The 18,709-nt window shown below is 57.7% G+C and carries 10 protein-coding genes; 6 read left to right on the top strand and 4 right to left on the bottom strand.

The features are described from left to right. Positions 1 to 16 precede the first annotated feature (16 nt). Positions 17 to 403 carry an H-NS histone family protein gene (locus IVB07_RS24125; RefSeq protein WP_026233241.1) on the bottom strand — a complete coding sequence of 129 codons (387 nt, stop codon included), beginning with the start codon at positions 401 to 403 and terminating at the stop codon, positions 17 to 19. Positions 404 to 1,116: 713 nt separating this feature from the next. On the opposite strand from IVB07_RS24125, the gene IVB07_RS24120 reads away from it, so the two are divergent. Next, complete coding sequence (locus IVB07_RS24120; protein ID WP_026233240.1) at positions 1,117 to 1,485, top strand: H-NS histone family protein; 369 nt, start codon at positions 1,117 to 1,119, stop codon at positions 1,483 to 1,485. Positions 1,486 to 1,553: 68 nt separating this feature from the next. Here the strand turns inward: IVB07_RS24120 and IVB07_RS24115 are convergent, their stop codons facing one another. The 3 genes from IVB07_RS24115 to IVB07_RS24105 form a co-directional block, all read right to left on the bottom strand. Next, complete coding sequence (locus IVB07_RS24115; protein ID WP_245288453.1) at positions 1,554 to 2,909, bottom strand: exopolysaccharide biosynthesis polyprenyl glycosylphosphotransferase; 1,356 nt, start codon at positions 2,907 to 2,909, stop codon at positions 1,554 to 1,556. 219 nt (positions 2,910 to 3,128) lie between these two features. Next, complete coding sequence (locus tag IVB07_RS24110; protein ID WP_245288451.1) at positions 3,129 to 5,165, bottom strand: hypothetical protein; 2,037 nt, start codon at positions 5,163 to 5,165, stop codon at positions 3,129 to 3,131. A 47-nt stretch (positions 5,166 to 5,212) separates the two neighbouring features. After that, positions 5,213 to 7,546, bottom strand: coding sequence for an AAA family ATPase (locus IVB07_RS24105; RefSeq protein WP_026233238.1), 2,334 nt, complete (start codon positions 7,544 to 7,546; stop codon positions 5,213 to 5,215). Between the two features lie 349 nt (positions 7,547 to 7,895). On the opposite strand from IVB07_RS24105, the gene rfbC reads away from it, so the two are divergent. From rfbC to IVB07_RS24080, 5 genes are all read left to right on the top strand, one after another. Further along, positions 7,896 to 8,453 carry a dTDP-4-dehydrorhamnose 3,5-epimerase gene (gene rfbC / locus IVB07_RS24100; RefSeq protein WP_018456753.1) on the top strand — a complete coding sequence of 186 codons (558 nt, stop codon included), beginning with the start codon at positions 7,896 to 7,898 and terminating at the stop codon, positions 8,451 to 8,453. A 14-nt stretch (positions 8,454 to 8,467) separates the two neighbouring features. Next, positions 8,468 to 9,526 carry a dTDP-glucose 4,6-dehydratase gene (gene rfbB, locus IVB07_RS24095; RefSeq protein ID WP_026233237.1) on the top strand — a complete coding sequence of 353 codons (1,059 nt, stop codon included), beginning with the start codon at positions 8,468 to 8,470 and terminating at the stop codon, positions 9,524 to 9,526. Beyond that, entirely contained in the window at positions 9,486 to 10,523 is a 1,038-nt protein-coding gene (rfbD, locus tag IVB07_RS24090) for a dTDP-4-dehydrorhamnose reductase (protein WP_018456751.1), read from the top strand. Before rfbB ends, rfbD begins: the two co-directional genes overlap by 41 nt. After that, the gene (gene rfbA, locus IVB07_RS24085; protein WP_051113005.1) at positions 10,432 to 11,319 is read left to right on the top strand and encodes a glucose-1-phosphate thymidylyltransferase RfbA; all 888 of its coding nucleotides are present in this window, start codon (positions 10,432 to 10,434) and stop codon (positions 11,317 to 11,319) included. The genes rfbD and rfbA overlap by 92 nt, the downstream gene beginning before the upstream one ends. Positions 11,320 to 11,427: 108 nt before the next feature. Continuing rightward, a complete protein-coding gene (locus IVB07_RS24080) occupies positions 11,428 to 18,705 on the top strand; it encodes a DUF4082 domain-containing protein (RefSeq protein WP_157642983.1) in 7,278 nt (2,425 codons plus the stop codon). Positions 18,706 to 18,709 lie beyond the last annotated feature (4 nt).

The following is an 18,709-nucleotide window of genomic DNA, read 5'->3' as shown; positions in this document are numbered from 1 at the left end:
GTGCAGTTGCGCAGTGCTAGGAATGCCCTTGACCACCCGCATTCCGATCAGACGACTCGTCGTTCTCGCGAATCCTGAACTCTTCGAGCGTGTGCCCCGATTGGAGCGCGGCAACTAGCCAGCGAGGCTGTTTACCACGTCCCGACCAAGTCTCTGTCGGGCGGAGTGGATTGAAGTATTTTGGCACGACTTTCGGGTATTTGCGGCGCGGCGGCTCGCTCGTTCCGGCGTTGGCGGCCCGGCTTTCAGCTTCACCGAATTGATCCGGCTGGTTGAGTTGCGCAAGACGTTTTTCGAGCTCTCGCTTCTCGACTGTGATCTTTTCGGCAAGTATCTTTGTCAGCTCTTCGTGAAGGAGCCAGAGTTCCTCAAAGTCCATGGCTTCGAGATCTTGCCGACGCATAGCATTCTCGTCACCGTTCGACTGACGCCTGATCCATCTGTCATCCTCAGCTTACGAGCACATCATCTGCCCGAACGCCCAAAATCAAACGATGGACCAAAGCCAGTGCTTCAAATCGACGCTACAATAAATAAATAATATATGATTTAATAATTATTACTAGGGTTATTTTATTAAATGGGGGCTTGGCAGCCCAATGACTTGCTGCAAGCAAGAAAGGGGAGTATCTCAATCGAGTTCCTCCCGGCGTCTTCAACTCGGGGCATCCTTCCCCGGCTGCACCCTCGGATATTCGGGACGTGAAGCTCAAATCGCGGTCAGGCAGCTAGCGCTGAGGGACATTGAGTTCGTTGGCGCTGGCGCATATTCGAAGGCTGCAATATCGAGATTGCCCAGAACAAAGGGCAGCCTACGCCAACCTATCCATCGAGAACATTGCGTCGCGATGACGCGTAGGGCGCTTGATGTGATCCCGTCATATCAGTTCGCTTGAATGGTTCCACGGCTGCCCGCTGGACGTGTGAAATTTACCCCTCCGAGATTAAGTTATGAGGATAGCCTATTTTTTTGCCTTGATTGACTGTTGCGACGCAGTTATCTGGAATGCGGATTTAAGTGCGGTTCCATACATTTTGTTGGGTAAATCGAGTTCACCATCTTGATTAATGTGGATCTGGGGCATATCAAGTTTGGCGCAACTACAGGATGCGAGCATGCCAGCTAAGAAACTCGAATTAGAATCAATGTCCCTTGACGATCTCTGGTCGCTTCATGAGGAAATTAGCGGGATCCTATCGGATCGGATTAAGGCAGAAAAGCACGAATTGGAGAAGCGCCTGGCGGTTCTCGGGGGCGGGACGGCCGTTTTGGCGGGTTCAAGCGCGTCCGGCGTGTCTCCGGCCGCCAAAGCGAGACGCAAATATCCGCGGGTGCTGCCGAAATACCGGAACCCCCAGACGTCAGAGACCTGGTCGGGGCGTGGCAAGCGGCCCCGGTGGTTGGTTGCTGCTATGAAGTCTGGCCGGAGAATTGAGGACTTTCGCATAGGGGATGCAAGTCCGAAGCTTCGTCAGCGCGCATAACCTAATCTGCATTGCTCGACGGAATGGTTGCGGTCAAGTGGCCGGGGCAGCGCCGTAATCCTGTGCGCCTAGTAGGCGTTGCGTCCCCGCAGCACTTCGATGGGAGTTTGCAGCAGGATTACGAGATCAAGCCGAAGGCTCCAGTTGTCGATGTACCACAGATCGTATTGTACGCGTGTTTCCACCGTGATGGATGTGGGGGTTGGACCACGGCAGCCATGGACTTGGGCCCATCCGGTCAATCCTGGCCTGACCCTGCGGCGCAAGGCGTAGTTCCGCACGAGCTTGTCGAATTCTCCGTCGTGAGCCAAGGCATGAGGACGGGGACCGACCAGCGACATGCTGCCGTCGAGAACATTTAGCAGCTGTGGCAGTTCGTCGAAGCTTGTCCGACGGAGCCATTTGCCGACGCGGGTGACGCGTCGGTCGAGGCGATGGGCCTGAAGGATCGCGGGCCCGTCCTCGAGCACATGCATCGTCCGGAATTTGCGGATCAGGAAGATCCGGCCATTAAAACCACAGCGTTGCTGTCGAAAGAATATGGGGCCGGGCGAGTCCAGCTTGATTGCAAGTGCGGCCAGCACAAGCAGCGGGGCAAGTATCGTCAAGGCGAGCGCGGCGCCGAAAAGATCAATGATTCGTTTGGTCGCACAGTCCAGCTGCGTAAGCGGACCACGCTGGAGTTCAACACAAACCGCACTTCCAAGGCTTCGCGTGGGGTGTCGAAGCAATTCGGATGTCGTACCGACCGGCACGAACACAACCGGTAGCGGCAAGACCCGCAAATCGGCAACGAAGGCTCGGAGTTCGGGCCATCGTTCCGGGTTCGCTTCCACAACCACCTCGTCGAGCTCGGAGCTGCGAATGTAGTCAATCACGCGAGTCGTGAGCCGCCTTCGACAGGCAGGACCGAAGCCGATTGGGGGCAAGCTGAATCGGCCTCGGACGCAATAACCATGCATCGCGAGCGTTTCAGACAGTCCGGCGTTTTTCGATTGCGGCTGGTCGCTAACCAGAATAATGTTTGTGATAGCGAATTTTCTGCCGCTCAGGCCCCTCCCGAGAAGCGCTCTCACTCCCCACCGCTCGGCCATCAGCAAGCCGAGGCCCAGGACCGCGAAAAGTGTGCCCGCTTGGTGAGAAGAGCCCGGACCAATTGCAAAGCCGTACACGGCCCATATCAAGAGCAACAATGACGTCCATGCAATCCAGACGGCGCGCATCTGACTTCGCAGGACGAGAAGCTCAGCTGGCCGATAAAGGCCGTGGGTCTTCAAGAGGCAAACCAGACATGCTGCGCTGACGAGCGCCAGGCCAAGTGCGTTACTTAAGTCGCCTGCAGCCCACCCAGTCTGAGCTTGGCACAGCCACATCGAAACGACGCTCGCAAAAACAATGGTCGCAACATCCGCACAGGGCGCCACGTATTCGATCGAGTCGTACCGGAGGGGCCATTTGTGCTGGCGGGATAGTGACGGCCCGGGACTGACACGATCCGTAACCCCCCGATCGGGGAAATGTCGGTTCACGAAATTCATTGTCAGGACACCTGCGGTTAATATTTAATATATTATTAATTAATCTGATATTTCAAGAGAAAAAATACTCGTTTGGCTATTTAATATGTCGCACTGCTCGGAGACCTATCGAGATCCCTGTCGGGAATTCCGCGCGCGCATGCTGTCGAGGTACGACGGATCCAGCTCCGAAATCAGGTTCTCGAGGTAGACCTTCCCGTCGGCTGAGGCTAACCGGTATGCGGCCACAAGCGCCGGCCTGAGGGCAGGCCGATGCGTAACGATGAAACTGACGTCGCGCTTGATCAAGTCACGGAATTCAAGCTCCCATACCACAGCGTCTGTGGCGAACGCGACGGATAGCCGTAACGGAAGCAGATCCAAATCATTCGGCGCGGTATAGTACGACATCTTGAGCATCGCTGCCGTCCCAGACCGGGTCAAATCGTGCTTCGATGCCGCCGCGAGCATGAGCCAGATGTCGCCGCGAAACGGCGAAGAGCGTAATGCACGGGCAAACGCATTCGAAGCCACCGGAAGAGCCGTCTTTTGCTCGTCTGCGGATAATGCCGGATCCCAGCTGGATCTCGATTCCCCTCGGATCCATAGGTCTTCACGTGCTGCCGCAACTGAAGCCGGTTTCGAGATCGCATTCGGCCATGCTGCGGTCAATACGCCTGTCGGCAAAGAAGAATGACCACCGAGATACCAGGCGGGCAAGACCATCCAAATTGCCTGCACGAGCAGTGTGATACCAAGAACCATTAGAGCAACGCGGGGCCAGGCGGTGACAAGCGCTGACGCGAATCTTGCACGAGATGCCGGAGCTGGACCGCCCATCCAATCTGAAGTCTCTTTCGATCCCGGGGATATGGCGTCACGGCCTGCGCCGGGGACGCTTTGACCGAACGCCAGTCCAAAAACCGCGGCGATCAAAAGTGATGCGCCCAAATCCAAAATTTCATGGTCGGCAAAGGCCAGTACCGTCAGTGTAATCGAAGCGCCAGCGCCCAAGGCTGGGTACACGTAATCGTAAGTTCGCGACAGAGACCGCCTGATCAGAATACAAGCGCCGAGCATTGCTACAACCACGAGACTGCAAAGGAACGCCCACCCCATATCCACAACAATTGCGGCGGCGGCCGTTGGCCTTTCTCGCAGCGCACCGTTTCCGATGTCCCGATAAATCGGCAAAAGAACGGCCGAAGCGCCTGCACCGGATCCCGCCGGTCGGACGTCCTGTAGCATCCGTTCTGTCGCGATCTGGCTGCTCGTTGACAAAGCGATCGTCAGATCGGTGTTCGTCCTGAACGGAATGACCGTCGCGCTGGTAATAAGAAATATTACAGCGGTTGCGAGAACGCCAGCGGTACCCCACAAACTGAAGAACCACCTGCGAATTGCGAACACCGAGAGCAGAATTCCTGATCCGAGGAGCGCGGCAACGACGGCGGTCGAGTTGGTCCGAATGAGCAGCGCGGCCATGCAGACAGTCATTGCGATGATCGCGGCGGACAGAGCTGGGAGCGGGGCTGGCCCAATTGTTCCTGGCCGACTGCGGCGCCGAAATTGATCGACTGCGCGTATTGCCGTCGCGCAGGAGAGCAAGAGGCCGAGCACTGCGACGGTTGAGCCATCGCGCCCGGCGACACCAGCAGTTTCCTTACCGAACCACATAGCTGTGGTGATCGTGGCTATCAACAGCAGGATATGCAGGACTTGCGCTGCACGATATCGGTCAAGTGTGACGACGGCAGTGACAAGGGCAGCGGCGAGCACAGCGCAATACTGGGCGAACGAGAACATCGTCGCCCCGGTATCGACCGTGATTATTTCGGCGAGGGGTTCGTTCAAGGCCGCCGATGCAGTTGCCCAGATGGCATTGCCGAGTGTGCCCATAGGCATCGGCACTGCCTGTGACGCCATCCAGAGCGCCGGAGCCGCAAGCACAATGCCGAGACCAGGCCGGAGCAGCTTGGCGAGCCCGAGGGAGGCGGATGATGGAACGATCGCAACGACCAGCGCAGCCGTTGCAAGCACGAACGACGCCAATATCCTGATTTGCAGGCTTTCTGGCATGGCGAGCGCCGCGATGATCGCCACTAACTCGGCTAACATGACAAGCCGGATAATCATGTAAACACCATCTTGTGGTGCGGCCACTCCGCTGATCCGCTAGCCGGAGAACGTGGAGCCGCTACGAGACAGCCTTAAGACCCGGAAAGACCATAACGGATGTAGTGGCTATCATGATAGTAGTAGCTCCGATGTCCGTCATATCGAGCCATGGCCTTGGTATCCGTTTTGCTGAGAACCGCCCCAATCAGCGATTCGTGAATGTTGGGTGCCGTGTGCAATGCGTGCTGCACGACATCTATTTTGGTCCGGCCCCATTCAACAACGAGAATGTAGCAGTCTATTAGAGATGAAGTGGCTCGGACATCAACTAGGGGGGTCAGGGGAGGAAGGTCGACGATGACGTAGTCATAGTCAGCTCGCAAACGGTCGAACAACTTGCTTATCGCGTCGGCGCAAAGAATTTCGCTGGTGTGAAGCAGAGGTCCCCGCCGCACGGCGGGTAGAAATGCAAGATTGGTTGTCGGATCCCGCCAAATTGCGTCCGCGAGGGAGCGGCTGCCGTTTGCAACTTCGATGATTCCGGCGAGGGCTTTGGGCGCAAAGATAGCAGATAGCGAGGGATTCCTGAGGTCGCAATCGACGATGATGGCTTTCTTGCCCGTGTGCCCGATCAATTGCGCGAGCGAGGCAGCAATCGTGGTCTTGCCCTCATTCGGTAGGGCCGAGGTAATCCCGATGACCTGGGAGGAGATTTTTGCCGGATTGTGGTCGATGGCTAGCTTGATGGAGCGAATTGCCTCGGTATATCGAGAAAGCGGCATCCCGACCACGGTCCGATGAACTGCGGTCGGCGACGAAACTATCCGTTGCTGAACATCATCATCGGTTTGCTGGAGACGAACTGATGGCTTCGGGGATTTGCGGGCCGGTAGCAATGGGACCGAAGAAATGCAAGGCAATTCCAGCACGGTTTCCACTTGTGAAGAGGTACGAAAGACGCGGTCCATGACGTCTCTGAGCAGCGCTAAGCCGATGCCCAGCGCGAGACCGCCGAGGATCCCGAGCGTCAGCACCAACCTTGTCTTAGGCTTGCTCTTGCTCGGCGGCGGCGAAGCAGGAAAAACGACCCGCGTTTCCGAGATGGGGAATGTCTCCTGCTGTGCAGAGCCCATGTAACGCTGCAGGAAAGTCTCGTGCAAGCTCCGCAAGCCCTTTGCTCGGCTCTCCAGATCCTTGATAGTCAGCTCAGCAGAATTGACTGAACGGGACTGAGAGACGGCCTTCGCCAGCTGCTTTTCGATTTCTTCCTGCCGCTGTTTGGCGAACTCGAATTCGCTTCGGCTGACTTCGGCAAGTCTCTTGACCTCGTCGAAGATGGAGGCGCGAAATTCCCGGATGCGGTTACGGACACTGACAACCGCCAGGTGGTCGCGACCGACCCTGGCTGTCAACTCGGCCTCTCGCCGCGTGAGTTCCAGATATTGTTGGCGGAGCCCCGTAATGATCTGACTGTTTGTCGCATCGGCCCCGATTGCGTCCAGATTGATCATCGGGGGCGGCTTTTGCGGATCGGAGGTAAGGAGAGATTCATACCGAGCCAACTTGGCCGTGGCCTCAGAGGTCTGGGCGCGTGCGGCAGCCAGTCGATTGTTGATTTCTGTGATCTGCCGCTCGTCGATGGGCTTTCCGTCCAAAGACACGATATTGTTCTGGGCCTTGTAGACATCGACGGCACGTTGTGCAGCGAGGGCTTGGTCACCGAGATCGCGCAGCCTCTCCTGCAGCCAGCTTGTTGCCCTGCGATTGGCATCGAATTTTGCATTGAGCTGGTCCGCAACATAGGTATTGGCTACCGCGTTGACGATCTCCGCGGCTCGGGCTGCGTTGCTCGAACTGAAATTGATCTCAATGACGTTGCTGAACCCGACACGCCCTGTTGAAAGCCGACTCAGAAATGCGTCTACGAGAGCGTCCGATGGTTCGCCCTTCGTATCGGGCGGGTTATCTTTCCTCGATCCAGTCGGTGCCCATGACCGAATTCGTTGCCAGAGCGACTGTAGAGATAGCCCTGACGCACTAAAGTCCGGATCGTCAGCCAGTTTCAACTGGTCGATGACCGCGACCGCGGTGGCCTTTGATCTCAGGAGCTGAAGCTGGGTCTCGATTTGATTGAGATCGAAAGCCGTCTCGGCGAGCAGTGATTGCTGCTGGACAAATAGGGGCCTTGGATTAGCCAACAGGATCTGAACCTGCGCCGTATAGGTTGGAGTCACCAAACGGAGATAGAGCATGCTGGCCGCAGTTGCGAGTGCAGCAGTGACAAGGATTACGAAATATTGGCGTCGTAGAAGCCCGATGCCGTAATTGATGACGTCGCTGATTCCTCCGCCGTCTGCCTGAGCGGGTTGAGCCAGGTTCACGGGCAGCCGCAGTCTATCCGTGTGTTGAAGATTGTTCTGGAGCATCACGTACCTGTCCGACGGTGGGGTCACGTTGGGGCCGCCCGCCCGTAGACCAACGTTCAGGCCGGACGTCCGGGCGCTGGGAGATTATATACATTAAAAAAATCTGCTTGCCAAATTAAATAAATCTTATATTAATTAGGGGGAGATGCAAACAGGGACGAGGCAATCGCCCCCGGCGCGGTGCCGACAAAACAGACGATATTTCCGTAGCTTGCAGCACATCGTATTTGGATCGAAAATAATGTGAGCGTTCAGAGGCGGATTGGCGGACGGAAAAAATAATTCTATCGATGATTATGGTCCGCTGCTTGAAACCCGATTGAAATTAAGGACCGGCAGGAGGTGCCTAATGCTGGAACTGCGATCCTTGGCTATCCCCGATGTCAAAGTAATTCGAGCAGATCGCATTTCCGACGGCCGCGGCTACTTCTGTGAGACCTTTCAGCGATCGGCTTTTGCTGAGAAGGGAATCTTGCATGACTTCGTTCAGGATAATCAGTCCAGCTCAGATCGGATCGGCACGGTGCGCGGCTTGCATTTCCAGCGACCGCCTTTCGCCCAGGCCAAGCTCATACGGGTGTTGAATGGGGCCATTCTCGATATTGCCGTTGATCTCCGACGTTCATCGCCCGACTTTGGCAAGCACATCGCCATCCAGTTGGATAGCGAAAGCGGTGAGCAGGTGTTCATTCCGAAGGGATTCGCGCATGGTTTCTGTACGCTGCAGCCCAAGACCGTGGTCTTGTACAAGGTCGATCAGGTCTACGCCCCGAGCCATGACGGCGGCGTCTATTGGGCTGATCCCGCACTAGCGATCAAGTGGCCCGTCACACCGTCAGAGGCTCAGATATCGCCAAAGGACCAGATTTTGCCTACACTCAACCAGCTTGCTTGCATTTTCGAATAGTGGAGATGAGTAGAATGCGTATCCTAGTGACCGGCGGAGCGGGCTTCATCGGTTCTGCTGTGTGTCGCCGTTTGGTGCTGCAGACCAGTGCCGCTGTGGTCAACATCGACAAGTTGACATACGCAGCCGACCTGACTTCGCTGACGAGCATCGAGGGGCTGGGGTCTTATGCATTCCTGCAGTCCGACATCTGCGATCGAGACGCTATGGATCTCGCGTTCGCCGACTACGAGCCGGATGCGATCATACACCTGGCCGCCGAAAGCCACGTCGACCGTTCGATCACCGGACCCGAGGCCTTCGTCAGCACCAATATAGTTGGTACCTACACCCTGTTGGAGGCGGCCAGGACCTACTACGAACGTCTGCCGCTTCCGCGGCGCAAGCAGTTCCGCTTCATCCACGTATCGACCGACGAAGTCTACGGGTCATTGGGCCCGGAGGACTTGTTTCGCGAGGACACGCCCTACAGCCCGAGTTCGCCATATTCGGCGAGCAAGGCGGCCTCTGACCACCTCGCACTCGCGTGGTTTCGAACCTACGGTCTTCCGGTCATCGTATCGAATTGTTCGAACAACTACGGGCCGTACCAGTTCCCGGAAAAGCTCATCCCGCTGACGATCATCAATGCGCTCGACCGGAAGCCGCTACCGGTCTATGGCGACGGCAGAAATATTCGCGACTGGCTTCATGTCGATGATCATGCCGCTGGCTTGATAAGACTTCTGTACGAAGGAAGACTGGGCGAGAAGTACAATTTCGGCGGAGATGGCCAGCGATCCAACCTGGAGGTGGTCACCCGGATTTGTGACGTGGTGGATCGGTTAGCCCCGGGCGCGGGAGCGAGACGATCTCTCATTAGGTTCGTGCCGGATCGTCCAGGACATGATGCGCGCTATGCGATCGACGCGTCGAAGGCACATCGCGAACTAGGCTGGGAACCGACGAGAACCTTCGAACAGGGCTTGGCCGAAACAGTCGGATGGTATCTCGACAATCGTGCATGGTGGCAGCGTGCTCGCTGCGGTGTCTATGACGGCTCGCGTCTGGGTCTGCTCGCTGCTCAACATTGAGGTGAAGATGACAGATCGACCTATCCTCATTGCCGGGCGGAACGGCCAGTTGGCAAAGTGTCTTCGTGATCTCGCTGCGATGCGCGGTCTGCCCGCGGTGGCTCTCGGGCATCGAGAACTCGATCTGGAGAACCGCGAAGGGGTCGATCAGCTCATCGCGTCGATCGCGCCGTCTGCAATCATCAATACGGCCGCATATACGGCTGTTGATCGGGCCGAATCTGAAGCGGCGAAAGTGTTCAGCATCAACCGCGATGGTGCGGCAACGCTGGCAAATGTCGCTTGGCAGATGAATGTTCCACTCATCCATCTCTCGACAGACTATGTGTTCGACGGCGCAAAACCGGATGCGTACGACGAAAGCGACATTCCCGCGCCGTTAAATGTCTACGGCGCGTCGAAGCTTGCCGGCGAAGCTGCTGTATTGGCCGCGCACCCGCTCGCGACCGTGATCAGATGCTCGTGGCTTTACAGCCCCTATAGCTGCAACTTCGTTCGAACGATGTTGCGGTTATGCGGGACGCAGCCCATCGTAAGGGTTGTCCGAGACCAGCACGGAAATCCGACCTACGCATACGACCTCGCGGAGGCTATCCTTCAGATCGCAGAACGGTCAGTAACAGTCGATCGCAGGGCAGCAGCCGGCATCTTTCATCTCGCCGGGCAGGGCGAGACAAGCTGGCACGACTTTGCGAAGGCAATCTTCGACGAGATTTCCCGTCGTGGAGCGCGGGTTCCGGCGCTCGAGGCGATCACGACGGAAGAGTTTCCGACCGCTGCGCGTCGACCCCGAAACTCGCGCCTGGATTCATCCAAGGCCGAACGCGTGTTCGGGATTCGATTGCCGCCTTGGCGCCATTCGCTCGAAGCCTGTCTCGACCAGCTAGTCGGAGAAGGAGAAACCGATGTTGAAGGGAATCGTGCTGGCTGGCGGCAGCGGAACGCGCCTCTATCCGATCACGCGCGTGGTCAGCAAGCAGTTGCTCCCGATCTATGACAAGCCGATGATCTACTATCCCCTGTCCACGCTGATGTTGGCAGGGATCCGCGAAATTCTGATTATCACCACGCCTTCAGACCGGTGTCAGTTCGAACTGTTGCTGGGGGACGGCAGCCAGTGGGGCATTCGGCTCAGCTACGCGGAGCAAACCCGTCCCGCCGGTCTCGCGGACGCCTTCATTGTTGGTGCCGATTTCATCGGAAGCGATCGTGTGGCCATGGTGCTTGGTGACAATATTTTCTTCGGCGATGGCCTGAGCGAACTGCTTGCCAGGGCGGCAGGACGTGAGGAAGGCGCAACAGTTTTTGCTTATCACGTGCGGGACCCGGAACGTTACGGCGTCGTCGCGTTTGATGAGGCGGACCGCCCAGTATCGATCGAGGAGAAACCCAGACGGCCAGCTTCGAATTGGGCAATCACCGGGCTGTATTTCTTCGATAATCGCGTTGTCCGCTACGCTCGTCGTGTCGAGCCATCGTCGCGTGGAGAGCTCGAGATTACCGATCTTCAGATGCGCTACCTTTCGGCCAATGCGCTGCACGTTGAGCGCATGGGGCGGGGGTTTGCCTGGCTGGATACCGGCACGGTTGAGTCTCTCATCGATGCAGGGACGTTCGTGCAGACCCTGGAAAAGCGACAGGGAATGAAGATTGCCTGCCTCGAGGAGGTTGCCTTCAGACTCGGCTTCATCAATCGTGATCAACTTCTCGCGCTGGCGCAACCGTTGGAGAAAAGCGGCTACGGCAAATATCTGAGCGAAATCACTCGGCTACCGCATTTCGCTCCGCAATAACGCCACTCAGCCGATACTGGAATTATGTTAAATGTACGCCATTGAATTGACGTGCGGTTTAAAATAGAATTAAAATATATATGGGTAATTTATTTAATCGGTATAGCCATGCTGGTTCAAAAGGCGAGCGTCTTCGGTCGAGGGGCCCGGGCCGTTTTTCCAGGGGAAGACATTCCGGCATCGGATGTTTTTTGGCGAGAAGCGCCGTTCTGGAACGCATTCGATGGCTCCGATCCGCCCGGCCGGTGGGGCCCGCCGTTTGCTAATCCGCCAGCAGGTGACGCCACTTTCTTCCCGCAATCGTCTCGGGCCGGGCCGGGCGATCAGCCAGACTTGCACGGCGTCATGCCCCGTCTCTTCTCCCCATCTTTCCAGTCGCGATTGTCTGCTCTGCTGTCTTCGACGTCTTTGACGAGCCGCTATCAGAGCTTGGCCCCGACATTCCCATCTGCGGCAAGCGAATGGACGCCGCCGACATCATCATCGGTTTCGACCCCGGGCACCACTCACTGGACCAATTCGAGCGACGGAGTCTGGAATGTCGCTACGAACTGGAGCGCCGGCGTCCCGGGCATCATTGACTCTGCGTTCCTCGATGCGGCGGGAGCGTATGTCGTCACCAGCACGGCCAGTGTTGATATCAAGAGCCTGGTCGTTGATGCAGGCGCGACGCTTTCGTTCGGTGCCGGGTCGCCATTTATCGTCGAAGGCGATGTACTGAACAATGGGACTGTCGAAGTTGGGGCGTTCCTTGGTGATCGCATTGCCACAGGGGACTTTAAGGGCGACGTCAGCGGCACAGGATCTTTCGAAATTTCAGACAAGTCGATCCTGGAGATCGGAGGTTCGGTTTCCGGGCGGTTCTTGAACGGATCGTTCTCCGGCATAACCGTGGCGTTCGACACGGGAAGTGGCGCGCTTGTCCTCGATCAGTCGGCCGAGTTCCACGGGTTGATCGCAGGTTCGTCGCCTGGGGCACCGCTTTCGCCAGGGAACCTCATCGATTTGAAGGATCTACCCTTCACATCGTCGATGTCGGCGACTGTCCACTATAACAATAGCTCGAATATCAGCGCAGTCGATTTCAGCAACGGTGCGGCCAATGTCACCTTGCTGTTCTCGGGGATGGACTTGAACTGGAATTTCAAAAGCGATGGGCAGGGAGGCACCATTGTCTCCGATCCTCCCACGAATCCCATCGTGCTGGAAAATCAGAAGCCAGGCACACCGAAAAGTGTCTGGCAGATCCAGCCGGGCGACAATTCGCATCTGACCCAGGGGTTTGCGACAGCAATCAGCACCAATGTCGGCGGGACGGTCCAATTCAAGATCAACAATCTGACCGGCAACCCGAACTATCGCGTAGATCTTTACCGGCTGGGCTATTACGGCGGCGATGGGGCCAGACTGGTTACGAGCCTGCAGCATCAGGCCGCAGCCGCGGTCGTCCAACCCGCTCCATTGAGTGACCCGTCGAGGGGCCTCGTAGATGCCGGCAATTGGAGCGTGACCGATTCCTGGAGCGTGCCGACCGATGCGGTCTCGGGCGTCTACATCGCCAACGTCGTCAACGGCACCGAGATTTTCCAGGTCCCGTTCATCATAAGGAACGACGCTTCGCACAGCGACATCGTTCTCCAGACAAGTGATGAGGACTGGCAAGCCTACAACGGCTGGGGAGGGGCCAATCTTTATTTCGGGAACGGCCCGGGCATCGCCGGATCAGCCTTCGCGGTCAGTTACAATCGCCCCCTCGTAACGCGTGACGGCGAGGGAACCTTTTCCGAGGGGGGAGACTCCCCGTTCACGGCTGAGTTCGCAGCCATTCAGTGGCTCGAGCAGAACGGATACGATGTCTCTTACATTTCTGGGATCGATGCTGCGACAAACGGCTCGTTGTTGCTCAATCACAAAGTCTTCATGGACGCGGGGCATGACGAGTATTGGACCGAAGCTCAGCGCGCCAACGTAGAGGCCGCAGCGCACGCTGGCGTCAACCTTGCGTTCCTTACAGGCAATGAGATCTTTTGGAAAACAAGGTTGGCCCCCAGCATCGATGGCAGCGGAACGGCCAATCGCACGCTCATTAGCTACAAGGATACGCACGCAAATGCGCTGATTGATCCGACCGGAAAGGCGACCGGAAATTACTCTGACCCGCGGTTCGGTCCGCCTCTTCCCTCGAATGAGTTGACCGGTACATTGTTCGCGGTCAACGCATTTCGGTACGATACGATCACGATACCGTACTCAATGACCCAATTGCGCTTCTGGCGCAATACGGCCGTCGCGCAAACGTCACCCGGGCAGACCGCCTCTCTCGTACCTGGCCTGTTAGGCGTTGAATGGGACACCGCGCCGGACAACGGATTTCGCCCAGCGGGGTTGATCAGTGTCTCATCTTCAACAGTGCAGGTGACTGGACAGTATCTCCTTGATTATGGCAACACGTTCGCAAATGGCACAGCGACCCACAATCTCGTGCTGCATCGGGATCCCGTCAGTGGCGCACTGATATTCTCGGCCGGTTCAATCAACTGGCCGTGGGCGCTTGCCAGCGACCACGATGGACCTGCGACTCCGGTAGATCCTAACGTACAGCAGGCGATGGTTAACCTGTTCGCCGATATGGGAGTTCAGCCGGCGACGCTGCAAGCGAACTTGGTTGCCGCGATCCAGTCGACAGACGCTACGGCGCCGACCTCTGCTATCACCAATCTCTCGGCTGCCAGCGTTGTCGAGGGGCAATCGATCACGGTGACGGGGACGGCCACCGACACGGGTGGAAAGATTGCCGGCGTCGAAATCTCCACTGATGCTGGAACAACCTGGCATCCAGGCAACAGCAATGTCGGCGCGGCTAACGTGACGTGGTCATACACGTTCGTCACAGGCGCTCAGGGGACATACAATCTCAAGACCAGAGCTGTCGACGACAGCCTGAATCTGGAAACACTGGGCGCAGGCGTTACTTACACCGTCACGCCGTCTTCCAATCTGACACTCTTCAGCATTACCGATACGCCTGCGGTGATCTCGAACGACGATTCCGGCTCGGTTGAGCTTGGCGTCAAATTCGTTCCCGCCGTGTCGGGCAAGATCACCGGCATTCGTTTCTACAAAGGACCTCAGAACACCGGAACTCACATCGGTGATCTCTGGACCACAAACGGCACCCTGCTTGGGAGCGCCACCTTCACCAATGAGACCGCGAGCGGCTGGCAGCAGGTTAATTTCGCCACTCCTATCAGTGTCACCGCTGGCGTGACATATGTTGCTTCCTATCACACGAATACCGGCCACTATTCCTCAACTGATTTCTACTTCATCAATTATGGGGGCCTTACGAAAGGTGCGCTGACTGCGCCTGGCAGCAGTCTCAACGGCGTCTTTGCGTATGGCAGTGGCCCGATCTTCCCCGACGACGTTTCCTCTACGAAAGCCGCAAATTACTGGGTCGACGTCGTATTCTCTGATTCAGGCGCGACCTCGCCGCAAGCTAACGGGGACAGCGGCTTCACGGTTACCCAAAATGGTGTGCTGAACATACCGGCATCAGCGCTGCTCGCGAACGACACCAACCCGTCCGGATTGGCGTTTTCACTTAGCGGCGTCAGTAATCCGGTCAATGGAAGCGTAAGCTACAATGCGCAAAACCAGACTGTGACCTTTACCCCCACCAATGGTTACGCTGGGACAGCGAGTTTCACCTACACGATCACAGACACGAGCGGCCAAAGTGGATCCGGCCAGGTATCGCTCAACGTCAGCTATCCGATCTCTGCGCAGAGCCTGTTCGGCACCAATGATGCGCCAGGGGCCCCCAATTCCGGCGATACCAGCCCCGTTGAAGTTGGAGTCAAGTTTACCGCATCCGTGAACGGGACAATAACCGGTCTGCGTTTCTACAAGGGATCGTTGAATACCGGTCCCCATGTTGCGGATCTCTGGAGCTCGACTGGAGCCCTGCTTGCGACTGCCACATTCACGAACGAGACAGCCAGCGGTTGGCAACAGGTCAACTTCTCCAACCCTGTGGGCATCGCGGCAGGCACCACCTACGTCGCGTCCTATCACACCAACGGTAATTATTCCGGTACGCAGAACTATTTCACGACATCGCTTACCAACGGCCAGTTAACGGCTCCGGCTGGCGGCAATGGTGTCTATGGCTACGGATCCGGAAGCGTTTTCCCAACCAGTAGCTATAACGCCAGCAACTATTGGGTGGACGTCGTCTTCAACGGATCCTCCATCACCAATAATACGCCGCCAACCGCCGTTGCTGACGTTGGTGATGCCACCGAGAAGGGCGGCGTGAACAACAGCATCGGTGGCAAAGCGGCCACCGGCAACTTGCTGACCAACGATACCGATCCCGACGCAGGCGATACCAAGACGGTCACCGCCGTCCGCTTTGGCTCGACCAGTGGCACACTCGGTTCGGCGTTGTCTGGAGCGCACGGCAGCCTGGTGCTCAATGCCTCGGGCACCTTCTCGTACGCGGTCAACGAGACGGATCCAGCCGTGCAGGCCTTGCGGCTGGCGACCGACACGCTCACCGATATCTTCAATTACACGATGCGCGACACTGCCGGCGCCACGTCATCCACCACGCTCACTGTCACGATTCATGGCGCCAATGACGCACCGGTGCTGGCGATTCAGACCGGCAGCCAGACTGCGACCGTTGGCTCGGCGTTCTCGCTGACGCTGCCCGCCGGCACCTTCCCGGACGTCGATTCTGGCGACTCGCTCACCTACACCGCAACCGCTGGCGGCTCAAGCCTTCCCGCCTGGCTCGCGTTCAATGCGTCGACCCGCACCTTTAGCGGCACGCCGACGTCTGCGGACCTTGGTACGCTCAGCGTTACGGTCTCTGCTGCTGATCTCGGTAACCTCACTGGCAGTGAGACATTCGATATCGCAGTGTCGTCAGTTCCTTCAGCGGTGAGCCTATTCTCGAGTTCAGATACCCCGGCCATTCTGTCGAATTCCGATGCGTCGCAAGTTAACCTTGGCGTGCAATTTACCTCCTCCGTGGCAGGCACGATCACTGGCATCAAGTACTACAAGAGTGCAAATGACCCCGGGACTCATACGGGCTTGTTGTGGAGCAGCACCGGCACGCTACTGGCGAGCGCGACTTTCACCAACGAGGGCAGCAGTGGCTGGCAGACCGTCACATTCAGCAATCCCGTATCCATCGCGGCTGGCACGACCTACGTGGCCAGCTTTCACAGCAACGGCCATTATGCCTCCAGCACCAGCTACTTCACCACCGCTCGCACCAGCGGTCCGCTCACGGCTCCTGCGAACATCAATGGCCTCTACACCTACGGAACAACCAATCTGTTCCCGACCAGTAGCTATAACGCCAGCAACTACTGGGTGGACGTCGTGTTCAACGGATCCTCCACCACCAATAATACGCCGCCAACCGCGGTTGCTGACGTTGGTGATGCCACCGAGAAGGGCGGCGTGAACAACAGCACCGCTGGCACGGCGGCTATTGGCAACGTGCTGACCAACGATACCGATCCCGACGCGGGCGATACCAAGACGGTCACCGCCGTCAGCTTCGGCTCCACCGGCGGCACACTCGGTTCGGCGCTGTCTGGAGCGCACGGCAGCCTGGTGCTCAATGCCTCGGGCACCTTCACGTATACAGTCAACGAGACGGATCCGGCCGTGCAGGCCTTGCTGTCGACCAACACGCTCAGCGATATCTTCAATTACACGATGCGCGACACTGCCGGCGCCACGTCATCGACCACGCTCACCGTCACGACCCATGGCGCCAACGACGCGCCAGTGCTGGCCGTCCAGACCGGCGATCAGACCGCGACAGTCGGCACGTCATTCTCCTTAACGCTGCCTGCGGGCACCTTCACCGACGTCGATTCCGGGGATTCGCTGGCCTACACGGCGACCGCCGCCGATGGCACGGCACTTCCCGCATGGCTGACCTTCGATGCCTCGACTCGGACCTTCAGCGGGACACCAACGTCCACCAGTGCTGGCACCCTCAGCGTCAAGACATCGGTCACCGATTTCGGCGGTCTGTCAGCCAGCGAGACGTTCAATCTCGCGGTGACGACAGCGCCCTCAGGCCTGAGCCTGTTCTCGACCTCGGACACGCCGGCCATTCTGTCGAATTCCGATACGTCGCAAGTCAACCTTGGCATGCAATTCACCTCCTCCGTGGCAGGCACGATCACTGGCATCAAGTACTACAAGAGTGCAAATGACACCGGTACTCATACGGGCTCGTTGTGGAGCAGCACCGGCACGCTACTGGCGAGCGCGACTTTCACCAACGAGGGCAGCAGTGGCTGGCAGACCGTCACGTTCAGCAATCCCGTGTCCATCGCCGCTGGCATCCCCTACGTCGCGAGCTTTCACAGCAACGGCCACTATGCCTCCAGCACCAGCTACTTCACCACCGCTCGCACCAGTGGTCCGCTCACGGCTCCTGCCAACATCAATGGCGTCTACACCTACGGAACGAGCAATCTGTTCCCGACCAACACCTACAAAGCCGCCAACTACTGGGTGGATGTCATGTTCAACAGCTTGAGCGGCGGCGCCAACCAGTTACCAGTCGCTGCGAACGACAGCGGCCTCTACGCCACGCAGAACGTCCCCTTCGCGATACCGACCTCGGTACTGCTTGCCAACGACACCGATCCCGATGGCGATAAGCTCACGATCACGAGCGCGAGCGGCGGTGTGAATGGCGTTGCCAGCTTCAACGCCCAAAGCAACAGCGTGATCTTCACTCCGACGACCGGCTACACGGGATCGGCGTCCTTCAACTACAGCATCTCCGACGGCCATGGTGGCACCGCCAGTACATCCGTCGCTCTCAATGTGACCGCTGCGTCTTCGACGACTGTGAGCCTGTTCAGCGCAAGCCAGGTGCCTAGCATTGTGGCAGCCAATGATCCAAATTCAGTGGAACTGGGCGTCAAGTTTCAGACGTCTACCCCAGGCGATGTTGTCGGCATTCGCTTTTACAAGGGGCCGTCCAACACGGGCACCCACGTTGCGGATCTTTGGAGCAGCACCGGGAATTTGCTGGCAACCGCGACATTTACCAGCGAAACGGCCGGCAGCTGGCAGCAGGTCAATTTCGCCACGCCCGTGACGATCATGCCGGGAACCACCTACGTCGCCTCCTATCACACCGCCGGAAATTACGCGGCTGATCCGGGCCTCCTCGCCAGCGCAATTACCAACGGACCTCTGACGGCTCCATCCTCGGCATCGATCGCAGGCAACGGTGTGTTTGCGTATGGGACGGATAGCCTATTTCCAAACAACACTTACAACGCAACGAGCTACGGCGTTGATGTGGTTTTCAGGCAGCAGCTCGCAGCATAGGAGA

The organism is Bradyrhizobium sp. 172, from assembly GCF_023101065.1.
Classification (GTDB): Bacteria; Pseudomonadota; Alphaproteobacteria; order Rhizobiales; family Xanthobacteraceae; genus Bradyrhizobium; species Bradyrhizobium canariense_D.
The sequence above is the reverse complement of the archived record's forward strand: the minus strand, read 5'-3'. Positions and strand labels throughout refer to the sequence as shown.